This is a genomic window from Pseudomonas sp. JR33AA (genome assembly GCF_021378985.1).
GTDB lineage: Bacteria > Pseudomonadota > Gammaproteobacteria > Pseudomonadales > Pseudomonadaceae > Aquipseudomonas > Aquipseudomonas alloputida.
Map to the genome: position 1 here is coordinate 76,880 of NZ_JAJSAW010000013.1, position 18,093 is coordinate 94,972.

The window sequence follows — 18,093 nt, forward strand, 5'->3', positions numbered from 1 at the left end:
TTCAAGCCTGTTCCTCGCCATCGAGCAGTTGTTCCTCAAGGGCTTCGCGGTAGTCGCCCGGCGCCTGCCACAAGCCGCGCTGCTGGGCCTCCAACAGGCGCTCGGTAAGGTCGCGCAGGGCCTCGGGGTTGTGCTCGCGCATGAAATCGCGGGTCGCCGGGTCGAGTACATAGGCATCGGCCAGCCCCTGGTAATGATGGTCGTCGATCAGGTGCGTGGTGGCGTCGAAGGCGAACAGGTTGTCGACCGTCGCGGCCATCTCGAAGGCACCCTTGTAGCCGTGACGCTTGACCCCGTCGATCCACTTGGGGTTGAGCGCACGGGCGCGGATTACCCGGTTCAGCTCTTCCTTGAGGGTACGCACGCGCGGTCGGTCGGCCTGGCTGTGGTCGCCATGGTAGCTGGCCACCACCGCCCCGGACAGGGTTTCCGAGGCCGCCAGCATGCCGCCCTGGAACTGGTAGTAATCGTTGGAATCGAGCAGGTCGTGCTCGTGGTTGTCCTGGTTCTGCAGCACCGCCTGCACCTTGGCCAGGCGCTGGGCGAACTGGGCGCGGGCCGGGGTGCCGTCGTCGCTGCCGCCGTAGGCATAGCCGCCGTGGTTGAGGTAGACCTCTGCCAGGTCGTCGCGGCTGTGCCACAAGCGCCCGTCGATGGCGTTCTGCACCCCGGCACCGTAAGCGCCGGGTTTGGCACCGAACACCCGCCAGCCAGCCTGACGTGCGGCCTGCTCGGCCTCCACACCTTGAGCCTGCAGCGCAGCCCGCTCGCTGCGCACGCGGGCCGCCAGGGGGTTGAGGTCGTCCGGTTCGTCCAGCGCGGCCACTGCCTGCACGGCGGCGTCGAACAGGCGGATCAGGTTACCGAAGGCATCGCGGAAGAAGCCGGAAACGCGCAAGGTCACATCCACCCGCGGGCGGTCGAGCAAGCTCAACGGCAAGATTTCGAAGTCGTCGACGCGCTGACTGCCGGTGGCCCAGACAGGCCGCACGCCCATCAGCGCCATGGCCTGCGCGATGTCATCGCCGCCGGTGCGCATGGTCGCCGTGCCCCACACCGACAGGCCGAGCTGACGCAAGTGATCGCCGTGGTCCTGCAGATGGCGCTCGAGGATCAGGCTGGCCGAGGCGAAGCCCAGGCGCCAGGCCGTGGTGGTGGGCAGGTTGCGCACGTCCACGGTATAGAAGTTGCGGCCGGTAGGCAGCACATCGAGGCGGCCCCGGCTGGGCGCACCGCTGGGGCCGGCGGGCACGAAGCGCCCGGCCAGTGCTGCCAGCAGGCCATTCATTTCAGCCGTGCCGCAGGCGTCCAGACTGGGGGCTACCGCTTCGCACAGGGCCTGCACTACAGCGTGCACCGGTTGCCACTCACTCAGGTCGGGTAACTGTGCTGTGCCTTCCAGCGCCTGCCCGATCACCTGCAGTGCCAACAGCTCAAGGCGCTCGCGGGTATCGCCACAGGTGCGCCAAGGGTCACTGCTCATGGCCTGCAGCTGTTCGGGGCGTATGCCCTGCCACGGCTGCCCAAGGTCGCAATCGAGCGGGTCCCAGCCCGGTATCAGTGCCTTGGCCAAAGCCCGCAGCAGGCTGGCATTGCCGCCGCGGCCGTCGCCACGCTCGACCCGCAGCAACGCCAGCAGCGTATCCAGGCGTAGCCGCCCTTCAGGTGACTGACCAAACACGTGCAGGCCATCGCGAATTTGCGACTCCTTCAGATCGCACAGGTAGGTATCCAGCCGCGGCAGCCATAGCGCCGCATCGTCCAGTTGCCCTTCCAGTTGCAACTCACGGTCAATGTGGTTGGCCTTGACCAGCTCGAGGATGTCACGCTGCAACTCGCGGGCACGCCGAGGGTCGAGCAACTGCGCTTCGTAGAACTCGTCGGCCAGTTGTTCCAGGTGGCGCAGCGGGCCATAGGTTTCGGCACGGGTCAGCGGCGGCATCAGGTGGTCAATGATCACCGCCTGGGTGCGGCGCTTGGCCTGGGCACCCTCGCCCGGGTCATTGACGATGAACGGGTAGATGTTCGGCAGCGGACCAAGCAGCGCGTCCGGCCAGCACTGCGCCGACAGCCCGACGCCTTTGCCGGGCAACCATTCGAGGTTGCCATGCTTGCCGACGTGGATCACCGCATCAGCGGCAAATGCGTGACGCAGCCAGAAGTGAAATGCCAGGTAGCCGTGCGGCGGCACCAGGTCAGGGTCGTGATACACCGCACTAGGGTCCACCTGGTAGCCCCGCGCCGGCTGGATGCCGACGAAGGCCAAGCCAAAGCGCAGGCCGGCGACCATCAGGCGGCCGCTGCGGTACATCGGGTCCTGTTCGGGCGCCCCCCAGCGTTCCAGCACGGCCTGGCGGTTGGCCTCGGGCAGGCGTTCGAAGGCGGCCTGGTAGTCTGCCAGGCTCAGGCTCTGCGCACAGGGACGCTGGTCGAGGTGGTCGAGGTCGTTGGTCACGCCACCGAGCAGCTGGTGAATCAGCTGAGTGCCGCTGCCCGGCAAGTCAGCCAGTGGATAGCCTTCAGCCTGCAGCGCCTTGAGGATGTTGAGTGCGGCGGCGGGCGTGTCCAGGCCGACGCCATTACCAATGCGGCCATCCCGGGTCGGGTAGTTGGCCAGCACCAGGGCCACGCGTTTCTGGGCGTTGGGCAGGCGGGCCAGCTCGACCCAGCGGCGGGCCAGCTCGGCGACAAAGTCCATGCGCTCGGGGTGGGCGCGGTAGCAGACAACGTCGGACTGGCTGCGCTCGCTGCGCCAGGCCATGTCCTTGAAACTGACCGGGCGCGTGATGATGCGCCCGTCCAGCTCCGGCAATGCAATGTGCATGGCCAGGTCGCGCGCGCCCAGGCCCTGCTCACTGGCTTCCCAGCCAGGCTGGTTGTCCTGCGCGCAGATGGCCTGCAGCACCGGAATGTCGCGGCGGAACGGGCGCAGGTTGGGGCGTTCGGGGCTGGACAGGGCAAATCCGGTGGTATTGAGCAGCACTTCGGCGCCGACCTCGTCCAGCCAGGTTTCGACCTGTTCCAGGCAGGCGCTTTCCTTGAGACTGGCCACGGCGATCGGCAACGGGTTCAGGCCGGCAGCCTGCAGGCGCTGGCAGAAGACGTCGATGAACGCGGTATTGGCCGCTTGCAGGTGCGAACGGTAGAACATCAGCGGCGCCACTGGCTGCTCGGGGTGCCAGTGTGGGTACCAGTCCTCGAGTGTCGCGCTGCCCTTGGCGGGGTGATACACCGCCGTGCGCGGCAAAGGCTGCGGCTCGTCCCAGGCATAGTCGCGGCCCAGCCATTGGCTGGCCAGGCAGTTGAACAGGTTGATGGCGTTGGCCTTGCCGCCCTGGCGCAGGTAATGCCAAAGCCGCTCGGCCTGCTCACCGCGGACGTTGCCCAGGCGGGTCAGCTCAGGGTCCGGGCGGTCATCGCCCGGCACCAGAATCAGCCGCACGCCACGGGCGGCCAGCTCGGCCAGTTGTTCAACGCCGTAGCGCCAATAGCCAACGCCACCGTGCAGCGACACCAGGATGACCTTGGCGTGGCGCAGCACCTGGTCGACATACAGGTCGACCGAGGCATGGTTCTGCACCTGCATCGGGTTGGCCAGGCGCAGGCTGGGAAAATCTTCGGGCAATTGCTCGGCGGTGTCGGCGAGCAATGCCAGGTGAGAATCGCCGCTGCAGAGAATCACCAGCTCGGCGGGTGTCTGGCCGAGGTCGGCAATGCTGTCATCCGGTACGAAACCACCGGGCTGGGTCCGCAGCAAGTGCATGGGTCAGGCGCCCAGCGCCTGGCGCAGGCGCGCTTCCAGCTGGGCAGCATCGAGGTCCTGGCCGATCAGCACCAGGCGGGTGATACGCGGTTCATCAGCGCGCCAGGCGCGGTCGAAGTGCTTGTCGAAACGGGTACCCACGCCCTGAACCAGCAGGCGCATCGGCTTGCCCGGGATGGCGGCGAAGCCTTTGGCGCGCAGGATGCCGAACTCCACCACCAACTGGGTCAATGCATCGAGCAGCAAGCTTTCGTCGGCTTCAGGCAGGTCGATGGAGATGGAATCGAAAGCGTCGTGGTCATGATCGTCATGATCGTCGCCATCGTGGTGGGAATCGTGGTGGGTTCGGCGGCCATCGATATGCGCTTCGGACTCGGCACCCACGCCCAGCAGCACCTCCAGTGGCAGCTTGCCGCTGCTGGCCTCGATCACTTTCACCGCCGGCGGCAGTTCTTCGGCCACCTCGGCACGCACCTTGGCCAGCCCGTCGGCGTCGATCAGGTCGGCCTTGTTCAGCACCACCAGGTCGGCGCTGGCCAGTTGGTCAGCGAACAGCTCGTGCAGGGGCGACTCATGGTCCAGGTTAGGGTCGAGCTTGCGCTGGGCATCGACCTGATCCGGGTAGGCAGCAAAGGTGCCAGCGGCCACGGCCGGGCTGTCGACCACGGTGATGACCGCATCGACGGTACAGGCGTTGCGGATTTCCGGCCACTGGAACGCTTGCACCAGTGGCTTGGGCAGGGCCAGGCCGCTGGTTTCGATGAGGATGTGGTCGAGGTCGCCACGGCGGGCCACCAGCTCGCGCATCACCGGGAAGAATTCTTCCTGTACGGTGCAGCACAGGCAGCCGTTGGCCAGTTCGTAGACGCGGCCGCTGGCTTCTTCCTCGGTGCACCCGATGCTGCACTGCTTGAGGATTTCGCCATCGATGCCCAGTTCGCCGAACTCGTTGACGATCACCGCAATGCGGCGCCCCTGGGCGTTGTCGAGCATGTGGCGCAGCAAGGTGGTCTTGCCCGAGCCGAGGAAGCCGGTGACGATGGTGACGGGGAGCTTGGCCAGTGTTTTCATGTCGCATTGCCCTTGGCAGTGTGGCGCGGGCATGCAGGACGATAGCCGCGTGCCAGGCCGGCCGGGCTTGTTCGCCACCGGATCACCCCGCCCGGTTGAAAGTCGAAAACGTGACGAGGCAGGTCTCCTGGCTTGCACCGTTCCAGGTCCCCGTTCAGTCGAACAGCGGGCTGGCGGGATGACGCCTTCCCGCGCGCTGGCGCAGTGGCTGTGTCGATCCGTTGTCGGTGCTTACAGTTGCGGGGGCAGCCGCGGCTTGTACCGCGTTCCCGTCTTAGCTTCGGCCTGGCCGAAGAACCTCGAAGTGGCAAGGCTACGCAGTGGCTGGCGGGTGGTCAACCATTGCTGCCGGCTGGTCGGCCATAAGGGGAGCAACTGCGCTACAGTGGCACCTTTTCAACGGACATCGATGACGAGGCCAACCTGTGAAGGCATTGGGCAAACGCGAAATGGGCCGCCTGGAGCGGGAGCTGGTGGCATGCCTGACCGATGCCTGCGAAACCGCCAAGGCGGAAATCGTCGGCTTCAGTTGGCTTACCCATCGCCTCGAACCCGAGAACTTTCCGGTCAGCCTGCGTATTACCTGGGTGTTTGAGCAAGAGGCCGATAAGGCCGCTGCACTGGCGGGCGACGCAAAGGCACGCATGCTGACACTGACCCGCCAGGCATTGGACCGGGCCGGGATACAGCTGGACCATCCGGCTTGGCATGTACGCTTTGACAGCGAAGAGGCGTGTGCACGGGCGCATGGCGGGAACTGGGGAAAACGATTGCAGGTGCATTAACCCTGCGGCTTGACGATAGTTTTGCTTCGCAACCTATCAATTCGTGACTGGCCGTTCCCGATCCGCCAAGGATGTATTAAGGTGGCATGGTGCGCATATAACAGCAGCCCGAGCGATCGGGCACTTGCAAGACAATGAGGGTGTCATGAGCAACGAAAGCATTAATTGGGACAAGCTGGGTTTCGACTATATCAAGACTGACAAACGCTACCTGTCCGTATGGCGCAATGGCGAGTGGGACAAGGGCACCCTGACTGAAGACAACGTACTGCACATCAGTGAAGGCTCCACGGCCTTGCACTATGGCCAGCAGTGCTTCGAAGGCCTGAAGGCCTACCGTTGCAAGGACGGCTCGATCAACCTGTTCCGCCCGGACCAGAACGCCGCCCGCATGCAGCGCAGCTGCGCACGCTTGCTGATGCCGCACGTGCCGACCGATGTGTTCATCGAAGCGTGCAAGCAAGTGGTCAAGGCCAATGAAAGGTTCGTGCCACCGCACGGCAAAGGCGCCCTGTACCTGCGCCCGTTCGTGATCGGTACCGGCGACAACATTGGCGTGCGCACCGCCCCCGAGTTCATCTTCTCGGTGTTCGCCATCCCGGTTGGTTCGTACTTCAAGGGCGGTATGAAGCCGCACAACTTCCAGATTTCCAGCTTCGACCGTGCTGCCCCGCAGGGCACCGGCGCGGCCAAGGTCGGTGGCAACTACGCTGCCAGCCTGCAGCCGGGCGCTGAAGCGAAGAAGGCCAACTTCGCCGACGCCATCTATCTCGACCCGCTGACCCACACCAAGATCGAGGAAGTCGGTTCGGCCAACTTCTTCGGCATCACCGCCAACAACGAGTTCGTCACCCCGAAATCAGCCTCGGTACTGCCAGGCATCACCCGCCTCTCGCTGATGGAACTGGCGCAATCGCGCCTGGGCCTGACCGTGATCGAAGGCGATGTCGAGATCAGCAAGCTGGACCGCTTCGTCGAAGCCGGTGCCTGCGGTACCGCAGCAGTGATCACCCCGATCGGCGGCATCGAGTACAATGGCAAGCTGCATGTGTTCCACGATCTGGAAAAGGTCGGCCCGGTTACCCAGAAGCTCTACAACGAACTGACCGGTATCCAGAGCGGTGATGTAGAGGCACCGGCAGGCTGGATCGTCAAGGTCGCCTGAGGCGTATCAGCGCTATGAAAACGGGGCATGCCAGCGATGGCATGCCCCGTTTTTCATGGGCTTGACCGGCCCCCTTGTAGGAGCGGGTTTACCCGCGAACAGGCCAGACCCGCCAGCCAATAATGCCTGCGAGATCACCGTCGTCGGTGCAGCCGCATTAGCGGGCAAGCCCGCGCAGGCTTGAAGAATCATGCCACACGCCGCTGCACCAGCAGGTGTCGGGCTTTGTCGAACGCCCAGTTGTACAAAACGGTGTAGGGCAGGATGATCACGAAGAAGCCCAGCTCCACCATGAACGCCTGCAGCAGCGAAATATCCAGCATCCATGCCGCCACCGGCAGGCACCACACCACCAGGCCGGCTTCAAAGCCAAGACCGTGCACGAAACGCGTACTGGCCTTCCAGTTGATGCGTTCGGTTTGCACCCAGCGATCGACCAGTGCGTTATAGACCATGTTCCACAGCATGGCGATCACCGACAGGGTTACCGCTAGCGCGCCCGCCGTTGCCAGCGACTTGCCCATGATCCAGGACAGCAGCGGCGCACACAGCAGTACCGCGAAAACTTCATAGCCAACGGCGTGGACCAGGCGTTCGGTAAAAGACACGTTTTTCATTGCAAACTCCATCCATTGCGTGAGTCGTGCTTCCCATTCTCTTTGATAGAACTGATACTCGCGACATAGCTACCATCGGTTTTATCAATACCATGCGCTACTCGCCCGAAGCTCTGGTCGCCTTTGTCGAAGCCGCGTCACTGGGTTCGTTCTCTGCTGCGGCGCGCAAATTGCGCAAAAGCCAGTCCACCATCAGCATCGCCATTGCCAACTTCGAGGCCGATATCGGCTGCCCGCTGTTTGATCGCAATGGCCGCCACCCCACGCTCAATGAGGCGGGCAGGCAGGTGCTGAGCCATGTCGAAGCAATTCTCGATGCCAGCGCCCAGCTCGATGCGCTGGCGGTGCGCCTGGCGCAGAATGTCGAGGCGCTGGTATCGGTGGTGATGTCGGACAGCTACAGCGTGACGTTCCAGGGCGCGGTGATGGCCCGCTTCGCCCAGCACTACCCACATACCGAACTACGCTGCGGCCCAGCAGAGGACGCTGACGTGATCGAGATGATTCAGCAGGGCCTGGCCCAGGTCGGCATTCTTGCCACACAGCCCGCCTACCCCGCCGACGTGGCCGTGGCGCGCTTGCCGGAGCAGGCGGAGTTCGGCGTGTATGTCTCCAGCGAGCATCCGCTGGCGAGCCTGGCGCAGGTCCAGGCGCAGCATCTGGAGAACGCTCGACAACTGTATATCAAAACCTACGCCCCCAGCCTGCACCATGGCCGTGGCCAAGCATGGTCGGCACCAGACTATCTCACCCTGCTGGAGTTCGCCGTCCGCGGGTTTGGCTGGGCTGAACTGCCCAGGGCGCTGGTAAAACGGTTTGGCAACGAGCTGGTCGAGTTGCAGATAGCGGGTTACCCCCGGCGGATGGATATGGATGTGGCCTGGTCGAGCCGGCGTGCCCTGGGGCCGGCCGGGCAATGGCTGGTGCGACAGATGTTAGGGCAATAATTGGGTCGCCTGCCTGAACGTGAAGTGCGCCCAGACACAACAACCGGTACACCCAGCGACAAGCCTTCCCGCCACCCTGCCCCGTAGCCTGTCACCACGCGCCGCCCCGCTGCGGCACGCACCCAAAGCACAAGAACAAACGACGGTGACCTATGCAGACAGTAGATCCGATCACCCTTGCGGTTGTCCGGGGTGCGCTGGAGACAGCGCAACGCGAAATGACCCTGACCCTAGAAAAGACCGGGCGCTCCAGTGTGTTCAACCTGGCACACGACTATTCCAACTCGCTGTTCGACCACTTGCCGGAAATGATCCTGCAGGGCCAGGACATTCCCATCCACCTGGGCTCGCTGATCCCGGCCATGAAATGCGTGGCCGAGTTCTTCGGCGACGACATCGCCGAAGGCGACGTGATCTACCACAACGACCCCGCCTACAAGGGCAGCCATATTCTCGACTGCTGCATGTACAAACCGGTGTATTACCAGGGCGAACTGGTGTTCTGGACCGTTTGCAAGGGCCACCTGACCGACATCGGCGGCCCGGTGCCGGCTGGCTACAACCCCGATGCCAAGGAGATCTATGCCGAGGGCCTGCGCATTCCACCGGTCAAGCTGTGGGAAAAGGGCAAGCGTCGTGAGGACGTGATCAACTTCATGCTTACCAACATGCGCGCCCGCCCCTATCAGGAAGGCGACCTCAATGCCCAGTATGGCGCCTGCAAGGTCGGCGAGCGGCACTTGCTGGAGCTGCTCGACAAATACGGCGTGGCACAGGTGCGTGCCTGCATCGCCGAACTGAAGAACATGGCCGACCGACACATGCGGGCGCTGTTGCGCGATGTGCCGGATGGTGACTACAGCGGCACCGCCGTGCTCGAAGATGCTGGCCACGGCCTGGGTGAACTGGCCATCACCGCCCATGTGCAGATCCGTGGCGACCAGGCCCATGTGCGCATCGAAAGCCCGCCGCAGGTGCCGTATTTCATCAACTCCTATGAGGGCAACTCGGTATCCGGGGTTTACCTGGGGCTGATGATGTTCGCCCAGGTGGCGCCGCCTTACAACGAGGGCCTGTATCGCTGCGTGACGGTCGATGTCGGCCCCAGGGGCACGCTGTGCAATGCCGAGGAACCCGCGCCCCACGTCAATTGCACCACCACGCCGATGGAAACCCTTGCCGACGCTGTGCGCACTGCACTGGAACAGGCCTCGCCACAGCGGGTAACGGCCTCCTGGGGGCATACCAGCGGCATCAACATTGCCGGCCGCGACCCGCGCAACGGCAATAGCGAGTATGTGACGATGGTGCTGGCCTCGATCATTTCCGGTGCCGGTGCCAACAAGGTGATGGATGGCTGGCACGCCTGCGGCCCGCTGTGTTGCTTCGGGGCGCTGATGAGCGGTGACATCGAACTGCTCGAACACGCTTATCCGGTGCTGATCCACCGCTACAGCCTGATGGCCGACAGTGGTGGCGCCGGTGAGTTGCGCGGTGGTTCGGGCACCCGCCTGGAGATCGAACCGCTGGACCACGCCATGACCGTGGTCGGCTTCGGCGAGGGCCGCCAGTTGCCCACCGCGGGCGCCGCCGGGGCACGCAATGCCCTGCTCGAGCCCAAACTGGGCCGGCTGATCCATCGCCACGCCGATGGTCGCGAAGACCACTACACGCAGAACCCCATGCTCACCCTGCACCCCGGCGAACGCATCATCAACATAAACCCCGGGGGTGGCGGCTACGGCGACCCGCTGCGCCGTCGGGTCGCAGCAGTCCTGGAGGACGTGCGCAACGGCCTGGTCTCGCCACAAGCAGCAGCCCTGGAATATGGCGTGGTCCTCGATGCCGATGGCCACCTGGACGAAACAGCCACCCGCCTTGCCCGCGCCCCGCGCCAACCGGAGAACACGCATGCGTAACCAATATCGCCTGGGCGTAGACGCCGGCGGCACTTTCACCGATTTCATCCTGGCCGATCGCGACGGCGGCGTGCAGCTGTTCAAGGCCCCTTCCACGCCGCAGGACGGCACCCTGGCCATTCGCGCCGGCCTGGCACAGATCGCCGACGCCACCGGGCGCAGCCCGGCCGAACTGATCGCCAACTGTGACCTGTGCATCAACGGCACCACCGTGGCCCTCAACGCGCTGATCGAGCGCACCGGGGTCAAGGTGGGCCTGCTGTGCACCGAGGGGCACCAGGACAGCCTGGAAATCCGCCTGGGCCACAAGGAAGAAGGCCACCGCTACGACGCCCACTACCCGCCGGCACACATGCTTGCTCCACGCCACCTGCGCCGCCCGATCGGTGGCCGAATCCTTGGCGATGGTCGTGAGCACAGCCCGCTGGACGAAGCCGCCATCCATGCCGCCATCGACTACTTCCGTGCCGAAGGCGTGCAGGCCGTGGCCATTTCCTTCCTGTGGTCGGTGCGCAACCCAAGCCACGAACAGCGGGCCGCCGAACTGGTACGGGCTGCCCTGCCGGAGGTGTTCGTCTGCACCGGCTGCGAGGTGTTCCCGCAGATTCGCGAATACACCCGCACCTCCACCACCGTGGTCAACGCCTACCTCAGCCCGGTCATGGCACGTTACGTGGCGCGTATCGACAGCCTGTTCCAGGAACTTGGCGCGCAGCAGCCAGTACGCTACTTCCAGTCCAATGGCGGGCTGGCGCCCGGGCACCTGATGCGTGAGCGCGCCGTCAACGCGATCAACTCTGGTCCGGCCTCTGCGCCACAAGCCGGGCTGGCTGTGGCCAAGCCGTTCGGTATCGACAACGTCATTACCGTGGACATGGGCGGCACCTCGTTCGATATCACCCTGACCAACAACGGACGCACCAACTTCAGCAAGGACGTGGACTTCCTGCGCCAGCGCATCGGCGTGCCGATGATACAGGTGGAGACCCTGGGTGCCGGCGGCGGCTCCATCGCCCACCTGGACGAGTTTGGCATGCTCCAGGTCGGACCGCGCAGCGCCGGCGCCATGCCTGGGCCGGTGTGCTACGGCAAGGGTGGCCGCGAACCCACGGTCACCGACGCCAACCTGGCACTTGGCTACCTGCCCGACGGCGCACTGCTGGGCGGCAGTATCCGCCTGAACCGCCAGGCCGCGCTGGACGCCATCCGGAGCAATATCGCCGAACCGTTGGGCATCAGCGTGGAACGCGCGGCATTCGGCATCACCACCCTGGTTAACCTGAACATGGTCAACGGCATCCGCCGCGTATCGATCGAGCGCGGTCACGACCCGCGTGACTTCGCCCTGATCGGCGCAGGCGGTGCGGCGGGCATGCACGTGGTGCGCCTGGCCGAAGAAATCGGCATGCACACCGTGCTGATCCCCAAGGTGGCCTCGGGTTTGTGTGCGTTCGGCCAGATCCTGTCCGACGTGCGCTACGACCAGCTCACCAGCCTGTCGATGCGCCTGGACGCCGGGCACGTCGACTTGGCGCAACTCAACCAGACCCTCGCCGAACTGCGTCAGCAAGGCCTGGCCAACCTGCGTGAAGACGGTTTTGGCGACCAGGCCAGCAGCTGCCACTACACCCTGGAGATGCGCTACCTGGGGCAAATTCATGAGTGCAGCGTGGACCTGCAGCAGCACAGCCTGGACAAGGCAGGCCTTGCCGCGCTGATCAGCCGCTTCCACAGCCGCCACCAGACCTTGTACTCGTACAGCGAACCCGACAGCCCGGTGGAGCTGGTGAACCTGGAGTGCTCGGTGATCGGCCACCTGCCACGCCCACCGCAACCCGCGCTGCAGGGGCCGGCCAAGCCCCCCGCCCCCACCGCGCAAGCCGTCCGCCCGATGCTGTTCAGTGCCGACGGTGAATGGCAGCCCACACCGGTGTTCAACGGCAACCACCTGTTGCCTGGGCAGACCGTGCATGGCCCCTGCGTGATCGAGGAAGACACCACCAACATTGTCCTGCCACCCGGCTGGCAGGCTCGGCTGGAGCCTTCGGCCACCTACCGGGTGACACGCGGGGGTTGATCTTGCGGTAGGCGCGCGCCGATCATGGGCCTGACAACCGCCCGGCAGTTTGCACTGTCGGGCGGTTTGTACAATAACAAGAGCTGCTTGAGTAGCTTGCCTGCAGTTCCTTTTTTCAATGCCGCCCTCTTTGAAAAAGGACCCACCATGCCCACAGAACTCTCGACCCACGGCTGGCCACAACCTGAACGCCAGGCACGTTGGGCCGAAGCCATCAGTGACACCTATTTCCCATTGAGCCTTGAATTTGCTGCCGGACAGCCGTTCGATGGCCACCTGCAGCGCTGGAGTACGCCGAGCACGCCACTAAGCCTGTCGCGCCTGCGGTCCAGCCAACTGGGTTACTCGCGCAGCAACGCGCATATCGGCCAGGACCATGAAGCGTTCTACCTGGTGACCGTGCCGCATGGCAGCGAGGTGCACTTTGAACAGGACGGCCACCAGATCAGTTGCAGCCCAGGCGGTTTCATCGTCGAGCGCGGCGATGCCCCCTACCGCTTTCACTACGGCACACAGAACGACTTGTGGGTACTCAAGCTGCCCGAGCGTGCGCTCAAAGCCAACCTGCTGGGGCACAAGCGCTATACCCGGCATTGCTTCGATGCCCGCCACGGCCTGGGACGCATCTTCGTCGAGCAACTCGACCTGTGTGCCCGCCATTTCGACACCAGTCCCGCGGCAGCCCGGCATCTACTGCTGGAACAGGCCTCCGCCACTCTGCTGCTGGCCTTGCAACAGGATGAGCGCGTGCTGGGCAGCGAAGGCAGCAACCTTAGCACCCTGCACCTGACGCGGGTCGAGCAGTACGTGCAGCAAAACCTGGGTGACCCCGAGCTGTCGCCACAAACCATCGCCAGCGCCTGTGGGCTGTCGCTGCGTTATCTGCACAAGCTGTTCGCGATCACGCCCTACACCCTTAATGAGTGGGTACGCCTTCAACGCCTGGAGGCCGTGCACCGGCAACTGCGCGATCCGCATTGCCACTTGGCCATCGGCGAACTGGCGTTTCGCTGGGGCTTTGCCGATCAGGCGCAGTTCACCCGGGCGTTTCGCCAACAGTACGGGTGCACGGCAAGCGAGGTGCGGGCTGCGCGTGCGCACTGATCACTACAACGGAAAAGTGCCCGCTTCCACAAGGGGCACGGTCGCGTTGGCTTGGCGGTCTCAATCTCCCGCCACCACATCCACCACTTTCCAGCTGTCGTCCGGGTCGAAGCGTTTCATCTCCTTCGCCAGCCTGTCGCCATGCGGCCCGAGGTCTTTCTCGAACACTTGGCCGTCATGGCTGATCATGAAGCTCATCACCCCGGTGTCGTCGTACCTGGCCGGCCAGGCGACCATGGCGAAGCCACGGCTCATCTGGTTGCCGATCAGGTAGCTGTAGGCACCGCCCGGGGCGGAGGGGCCCTGTGCGTCCAGGATGCGGAAGTGGTAACCATACCAGGCGTCACCAACCACATCCTGGCCGAACAGCGGGCCCAACGGGCTGACGTCACCGTCGCCATCGTCGTCCCAATACAGCCCGTCATGCTTGCCCGGCTCGCTGAAAATCTTCTGTGCGTACTCCAGTGCACCATTGCCGTTGTGGTCCTGGGTGGCGTAGTCCATTTGCGCATCGTGATAGGCCAGCAGCGACTGCAGAACACCCAGCTCGTTGCGCCCGATTCGACGGGCGCGAATTTCGGCACTGCCTGCCTTGAGGTCGAAACGCCAGCCCTGGCTGCTTCTGGTCAGCGGTATGGGCAATGTCCAGTGACCGGTGCCGACCGCCAGGATGGCCTTGCTCTGGCCTGATATGTCGATACTGTGCTGTGCGCGATACTGCTCAAGAAAGGTATCCACATCGCTGCGTTGCACACCGCCGCGCGGGATGTAGGTGCGCCAGTCATCACCCAGCAACTGGGCCAGGCGGGCTTCATCAGGTTTTTCCTGGCCCAGCGCCGCGACAAAGGCTTGCACGGCCTTCTCCGGCGTTGGGAAGGCTTGCTGGGCAGCGGCCATGAACGACCAGGCCAGACCTGCCGTCAGCAGCAATGCAGCGAGTGTTGGGCGCTTCATCGACGGCCTCCTGCGCCGCGCCGCGCAGGCGCACTGGGCCGGGAGATCGGGTGCCCGGCGGCTCGAGACGCACCAGGCCGCTGAGCGAACGAATGGCTGGTACGGCCTCGGCTGGCCTGCGCGCTGGTACGCGACGGTGAGCGCACGCCGTCAAAGGCATTGTTGCGGGCACGGCCTACCGTATTGGCAGGACGGTTCTGCGCCGCCTGCCGCGCCTGGCCGTCGCCCTGCCGGCGTTGATTGACCAGGTTGCCGTTCTGCTGGCGGCCTTGGTTATTGCGGGTTTCCTGCCGACGGTCAGTCGCCCGCGCGCCATCATCACGGGACGGCATGCGGTTGCCATCAGGATTGCCTGCCTTGTCCTCGCGCATTTGCTCGCGGGCCTGACGGTTACTGGTAGCCGGCCGTTCGATGCCTGCGCGGTCCATCGATGCCCTGGCGTTGTCACGGGCCTGGGCCCGTTGGGCGTCGTCGCCGCGGAACGCGGTGCGCTGAGTGGCGCCGTCCAACTGGCGGCCGTACTGCTGACGGCTGCGAGAATCGCGGTATGGCACACCGTCGCGGTTGGCGGCATTGTGCTGCCATTTGTTCTGGTTGTTGGTAATGCGGTTGTTGACGTTGATGTTGTTGTAGCGGTCGACGTCAATGTCGATGTCATTGTTGTCCCAGTCGCAATCGCCCCACAACGAGGCGACGATCGCCACGCCGGTACCGAAGGCCAGGCCAGCCACCAGCGCGGAACCAGGGTAATACATGGGTGGTGGCGGGTAATACACCGGCGGCGAGGCCGGGTAGGCCCAGGTGCCATAGGTGGTGGTCGGGTTATAGCTGGGCACATACACCACCTGCGGGTCAGCCGGCTCGATGACGATGGTGGTGGGCGGGCTGCTGCCGCTTGCGGCTGGCGCCGGTGCAGATGCGGCCTGCACGGTTACATGCTGGTACTGGCTGCTCTGCAGATTGCCGGCAGCCTGCGCCTGGTGGCGCAAACGCTGCACGCTGCCCATGACATCATCGGGCTGAGCGAGGAAAGCATCGCCAAGGCGCTGCACCCAGACTGGGTCCTGGCCAAGCGTTGCCAGCACCTGCGGGAAGGCCACCAGTGCCTGTACGCTAGGGTCCCAGGGCTGCTTAGCCACTTGCCTGACTGCATCGTCGCCGGTGGCCTTGGGGTTGGCCTTGGACCAGGTCACAGCCTCATTGACCTGCCCCGGGTAGGTTGACGCCATCAGCACCTGAGCCAGCAACTGATCAGGGTACAGGGCAATGGGGGCAAGCATCTGGTCCAGTTGCGCCTGGGAGAACACCGGGTCCTTGGCTACGGGCGTGGCAGCGGAAGGCGCCGGGTCCGGCGCGGACACGTCTTCGGCCAGCACCAGGCCAGGGGCAGCGCTCAGGCAAAGCAGTGCCGACAGGACAGCAAACAATGGCATGCGCATCGCTTATTCCCATGAGGTCAGACCGCGTGGGTTAAGGGTAGCAATGGCAGTGCTTTTGACCAGACGAGGGAAGGCAAACTTTTCGCGCTTCAAAGGCGGGAGCGTTGATGCGTTCGAGTCTATAGGTGAGCTTCGCCGGAATCGTCGATAGTCACTATCGAGCAGGGCAATTTCTACCGAACGCTGTGGCCGCATAACCTAGCGTCATCCCCACGCTGCCTACTAGACCGCCCTGGAGCTAACCGATGAATGCCCTGGCCCGCCAGCTGTCCGCCACCCTTGTCGTTTTTGCCATCGCCGTGATCAGCGGCTGTGCCAGCCACCCGGAACTGCGCCCGTACACCGCCGAGGAAACCCGCCAGTTGCAACTGGAAGCCTTACAGCGCCGCGGCCTGTCACTGGACAATTACGAGCAGCAACGGCGGGTAATCCTGCGTGCCGGTAACCTGCCTGTCGTGACCGAGGCCGCCGACGCGGAACGTTCGACCAAAGGCTGAACGGGCCAGCCGGCGGTTCCCTCCCTCCACGTGCACAGGTATCCTCTACCGCTCAACCGCAAGCCTTCCAGGACGGAGACCATGATCAGGCCCCTTCTGTTGCTGAGTGCTGCACTGCTTTTCAGCCCCGCGTCGCTCGCCCAGCAGATGAAACGCCAACTGGGCGATTTCGACTTCACACTCGGCACCACACCCTCACGCAGCATGGCGCAAGGGCTTATCTCACCCAGCGCCGTTGGCGCATTCCATGGCGGGCTCGACCTCAGCCACCCCAAGGGCTGGTACCTGGGCCAGTACGCCCCAAGCATGGGCGTCACCCCCAACTCGACCCTGCGCCTGGACAGCTACCTGGGCTACAAGCACCATTTCGACAGCAGCCTGGGCTACGAGGTAGGGCTGATCCATTACAGTCAGCCAAACATCGCAGGCCCCGACAGCTACGCCCTGTATGGGGGGATTTCGGTGCTGGGCAGCCGCTTCGGCGGGGCGCTGCGCGACAACCCCGACAACCGTACGGGCACGCTGTTCGCCGACTTCGGCCATCTGCCGATGTTCGACGTCGACTTCACTGTCAAGCTTGCCCATCACCGCCTGGGCACGCCGTTCACCATTGGTGATGGCAGCCAGGTGAATACCTTTTCCGATTGGTCGCTGGAGTTGTCGCGGCCCTGGCTGGGCATCGACCTGAACCTGATCTACAGCAACTCCAGCTTGAGTGGCGCGAGCTGCGATGCCTATTCGGGCATCAATACCTATTGCGACAGCGTGGTCACACTCAAGGCCCAGCGCAGCTTTTTTTAACGGCGCGGCGCCAGCGCCAGGGCAATACCGCCCAACACCACCACACAGGCGATCAACAAACGCAACGACACCGGTTCGCCGATAAGGGCAACCCCGCCCAGTGCGGCAATCACCGGCACGCTAAGCTGCAGGGTCGCCGCCTGTTGCGCACTGACCTGCCTGACCACGCCATACCAAACGGCATAGCCTGCGCCAGAAGCCAGCACACCAGAACCCAGGGCATACAACAAGCCAAGCGGTGTGAGGTGCGGGCCGGCACCCAGCAACAGCATCGGTAGCAGCAGCACCAGGCAAGGCAAGCTGCGGGCAAAGTTGCCGGCAGTGTCGGCCAGCGGCCTGGGCGAGCCTTTGCCCAGTAGCGTGTATACCGCCCAGGCCACACCGGACAGGGCCATCAGCAAGGCACTGGCCAACGGCGGCGCCGAAACGCCGGGCAACAGCAGCACCAACAGGCCGGCAAAGGCGATCAACATGCCCACAAGCATGCGTACAGTGATGTGTTCGCCCCTGTACCAGGCAAAACCGAACATGGTTATCTGCACGGCACCGAACAGCAACAACGCCCCCACCCCTGCACCCAGTTGCAGGTACGCCGTAGAAAACAGGAACGCGTACAGGAACAGGGCCAAGCCGCCCCACCAACTGCCGCCCATGGTATGCACCGGGTTGCGCAGGCGAATCAGCAACAGCAGAAACAGCGCACCACTGGCCAGGCGTACCATGGTGAAGGATACCGGGTCGATGGCCCCGTCCTTCAGCGCCAGCCGGCAGAGCACCGAGTTGGCGGCAAACGCCACCAGACTGAAAAGGGCTGGCCAAAGCCAGGCGCTGGTCTTGCGGTCAGTAAGCGTGGTCGTGCCTGTACTCATGGTGTGGTCACCTCTGAGTGGGATTGTTGTTATAGCGGCATTTAGTCAGGACCGGCACCGATATACAAGGAAGAATCCACCGTGG

The 18,093-nt window shown here is 64.2% G+C and carries 14 protein-coding genes and 1 riboswitch; of the genes, 8 read left to right on the forward strand and 6 right to left on the reverse strand.

Annotated features, from left to right (window positions below; all coding sequences use genetic code 11):
• Position 1: 1 nt before the first annotated feature.
• Positions 2–3,763, reverse strand: a complete 3,762-nt coding sequence (gene cobN / locus LVS58_RS19545; RefSeq protein ID WP_233692404.1) for a cobaltochelatase subunit CobN — start codon at positions 3,761–3,763, stop codon at positions 2–4.
• 3 nt (positions 3,764–3,766) lie between these two features.
• Complete coding sequence (gene cobW, locus LVS58_RS19550; RefSeq protein ID WP_233692405.1) at positions 3,767–4,834, reverse strand: cobalamin biosynthesis protein CobW; 1,068 nt, start codon at positions 4,832–4,834, stop codon at positions 3,767–3,769.
• A 100-nt stretch (positions 4,835–4,934) separates the two neighbouring features.
• Positions 4,935–5,151, reverse strand: a riboswitch (cobalamin riboswitch).
• Between the two features lie 108 nt (positions 5,152–5,259).
• On the opposite strand from cobW, the gene LVS58_RS19555 reads away from it, so the two are divergent.
• Entirely contained in the window at positions 5,260–5,619 is a 360-nt protein-coding gene (locus tag LVS58_RS19555) for a hypothetical protein (RefSeq protein ID WP_233692406.1), read from the forward strand.
• A 145-nt stretch (positions 5,620–5,764) separates the two neighbouring features.
• Complete coding sequence (locus tag LVS58_RS19560) at positions 5,765–6,784, forward strand: branched-chain amino acid aminotransferase (RefSeq protein ID WP_233692407.1); 1,020 nt, start codon at positions 5,765–5,767, stop codon at positions 6,782–6,784.
• 188 nt (positions 6,785–6,972) lie between these two features.
• On the opposite strand, the gene LVS58_RS19565 is transcribed toward LVS58_RS19560, so the two are convergent.
• Positions 6,973–7,401 carry a multidrug/biocide efflux PACE transporter gene (locus tag LVS58_RS19565; protein ID WP_233692408.1) on the reverse strand — a complete coding sequence of 143 codons (429 nt, stop codon included), beginning with the start codon at positions 7,399–7,401 and terminating at the stop codon, positions 6,973–6,975.
• Positions 7,402–7,493: 92 nt separating this feature from the next.
• Here LVS58_RS19565 and LVS58_RS19570 point away from each other — a divergent pair, with 92 nt between their 5' ends.
• The 4 genes from LVS58_RS19570 (at position 7,494) to LVS58_RS19585 (ending at position 13,448) form a co-directional block, all read left to right on the forward strand.
• Positions 7,494–8,348 carry a LysR family transcriptional regulator gene (locus tag LVS58_RS19570; RefSeq protein ID WP_233692409.1) on the forward strand — a complete coding sequence of 285 codons (855 nt, stop codon included), beginning with the start codon at positions 7,494–7,496 and terminating at the stop codon, positions 8,346–8,348.
• A gap of 152 nt (positions 8,349–8,500) precedes the next feature.
• Positions 8,501–10,267, forward strand: coding sequence for a caprolactamase subunit beta (gene capB / locus LVS58_RS19575; RefSeq protein ID WP_267954581.1), 1,767 nt, complete (start codon positions 8,501–8,503; stop codon positions 10,265–10,267).
• A complete protein-coding gene (gene capA / locus LVS58_RS19580; protein ID WP_233692410.1) occupies positions 10,260–12,344 on the forward strand; it encodes a caprolactamase subunit alpha in 2,085 nt (694 codons plus the stop codon). Before capB ends, capA begins: the two co-directional genes overlap by 8 nt.
• A 147-nt stretch (positions 12,345–12,491) precedes the next feature.
• A complete protein-coding gene (locus tag LVS58_RS19585; protein WP_233692411.1) occupies positions 12,492–13,448 on the forward strand; it encodes a helix-turn-helix domain-containing protein in 957 nt (318 codons plus the stop codon).
• Between the two features lie 60 nt (positions 13,449–13,508).
• Here LVS58_RS19585 and LVS58_RS19590 read toward each other — a convergent pair whose 3' ends face one another.
• Complete coding sequence (locus tag LVS58_RS19590; RefSeq protein WP_233692412.1) at positions 13,509–14,402, reverse strand: DUF2950 domain-containing protein; 894 nt, start codon at positions 14,400–14,402, stop codon at positions 13,509–13,511.
• Positions 14,399–15,841, reverse strand: coding sequence for a DUF3300 domain-containing protein (locus LVS58_RS19595; RefSeq protein ID WP_233692413.1), 1,443 nt, complete (start codon positions 15,839–15,841; stop codon positions 14,399–14,401). The genes LVS58_RS19590 and LVS58_RS19595 overlap by 4 nt, the downstream gene beginning before the upstream one ends.
• Positions 15,842–16,086: 245 nt before the next feature.
• Here LVS58_RS19595 and LVS58_RS19600 point away from each other — a divergent pair, with 245 nt between their 5' ends.
• Together LVS58_RS19600 and LVS58_RS19605 are read left to right on the forward strand one after the other, a co-directional pair.
• Positions 16,087–16,338 carry a hypothetical protein gene (locus LVS58_RS19600; RefSeq protein ID WP_233692414.1) on the forward strand — a complete coding sequence of 84 codons (252 nt, stop codon included), beginning with the start codon at positions 16,087–16,089 and terminating at the stop codon, positions 16,336–16,338.
• 81 nt (positions 16,339–16,419) lie between these two features.
• Positions 16,420–17,139 carry a TorF family putative porin gene (locus tag LVS58_RS19605; RefSeq protein WP_233692415.1) on the forward strand — a complete coding sequence of 240 codons (720 nt, stop codon included), beginning with the start codon at positions 16,420–16,422 and terminating at the stop codon, positions 17,137–17,139.
• Here the strand turns inward: LVS58_RS19605 and LVS58_RS19610 are convergent.
• Positions 17,136–18,008 (reverse strand): DMT family transporter, encoded by an 873-nt coding sequence (locus LVS58_RS19610; RefSeq protein WP_233692416.1) that lies wholly within the window; start codon positions 18,006–18,008, stop codon positions 17,136–17,138. The two genes, LVS58_RS19605 and LVS58_RS19610, sit on opposite strands and share 4 nt — an antisense overlap.
• Between the last annotated feature and the right edge of the window lie 85 nt (positions 18,009–18,093).